Genomic DNA, 1,387 nt, shown 5'->3' on the forward strand with positions numbered 1-1,387 from the left:
GATCTCAAAGTGGGTATTCATATCGTCACGCCAACAAAGCTCAGTGGCAAAGAAAAAGACTTAATAGAGAGCTTTGCCAAGGGGCGCAAGCAGGCAGCGCCTCAGTTGGCACATTTCCAACAGGGGATGTTCTCCAAACTTCGAGACCGCTTCTTTAACGTCTAAATATGGCTCATTTCTATCTCGCAGATTCGCTTGAAGCCACCACGGTGGGAGCGACAGTACTTCTTGACGGTCCAGAGGGTCGTCATGCGTCAACTGTCTCACGCGTTCGCGTTGGAGAGACTGTGTCGATTGGAAACGGTCGAGGCCTGTTGATTACCGGTGAAGTTCAGTCAACTTCCAAAGACACCGTTGAAATGAAGGTGTTATCTGTTGAGCAGGTAGAACTTTCTCATCCCCAGTTGTACCTCGTGCAGGCGCTTGCTAAAACAGATCGAGATGAACGAGCCGTCGAAGCGGCTACCGAATTAGGAATAGACGTTGTCATCCCGTGGGCAGCTGATCGAAGTGTGTCTAAGTGGGAAGGCCCCAAGGTTGACAAGGGAATTGCTAGATGGTCTGCGATTGTTCGCGAAGCGACAAAACAGTCGATTAGACCATTCATTCCCCGAGTTGGTCCTCACCTGAAAACTGCCCAATTGGGAGCAGAACTAGACGGCATTAATGTTCTTGTTCTCGACCCCACAGGAACAATTCCGCTCAGTCAGGTAGAACTCGATCAGCGCTCTATTGCGATAATTGTTGGTCCAGAAGGCGGCATCACGGATGCTGAGTTATCTCGTTTTGCTGAATCAGGAGCAACAATCGTGACTCTCGGTTCGAATATTCTGCGAACATCCACCGCAGGACCAGCCGCCTTGGCGATACTCAACGCCAAGCTAGGGCGTTGTTAAGCTAGAACTATGACTACTTCCGAATCAATCTTCACCAAGATCATCAACAGGGATATTCCTGCGGAGATCCTCTTTGAAAATGATCGAGTCATTGCCATTCGAGACATTGCACCGCAGGCACCTGTTCACTTGCTCGTGATTCCCAAGGTTTCCCAATTCGCAAATGTGACCGAACTAGCCGCAGGAGATCCTGAACTACTGGCAGAAATTGTTGCCACTGCCCATAATCTTGCAACTCTCCATGCCAACGGTGAATACCGTCTCATCTTCAACACTGGTGAAACGGTCGGACAAACCGTTTTCCATGTTCATGCCCATGTCCTATCTGGCGGACTTCAGGAGCAATCACTTGCCTAACCCTTCGGCGGACGACGTCATCACTATTGATGGCATCGAAATGGTGCGACTTCTCGGGGCACAAGACAGATTGCTCACTAATCTCGAGCGTCAATACCCACTTGTGGACGTGCACGTGCGAGGAAACGAGATTC

Annotated in this window: 2 protein-coding genes and 1 pseudogene; all 3 read left to right on the forward strand. The window is 50.0% G+C overall.

Features of this window, described 5'->3' with window-relative positions; translation table 11 throughout:
* A pseudogene (locus Q0362_RS09255) lies at window positions 1-165 on the forward strand (molecular chaperone DnaJ); the annotation flags it as partial.
* A gap of 2 nt (window positions 166-167) precedes the next feature.
* Complete coding sequence (locus tag Q0362_RS09260) at window positions 168-896, forward strand: 16S rRNA (uracil(1498)-N(3))-methyltransferase (protein WP_298122799.1); 729 nt, start codon at window positions 168-170, stop codon at window positions 894-896.
* 9 nt (window positions 897-905) lie between these two features.
* A complete protein-coding gene (locus Q0362_RS09265; RefSeq protein WP_298122801.1) occupies window positions 906-1,253 on the forward strand; it encodes an HIT domain-containing protein in 348 nt (115 codons plus the stop codon).
* Window positions 1,254-1,387 lie beyond the last annotated feature (134 nt).

Source organism: uncultured Aurantimicrobium sp. (genome assembly GCF_936931525.1).
Taxonomy (GTDB): Bacteria; Actinomycetota; Actinomycetes; order Actinomycetales; family Microbacteriaceae; genus Aurantimicrobium.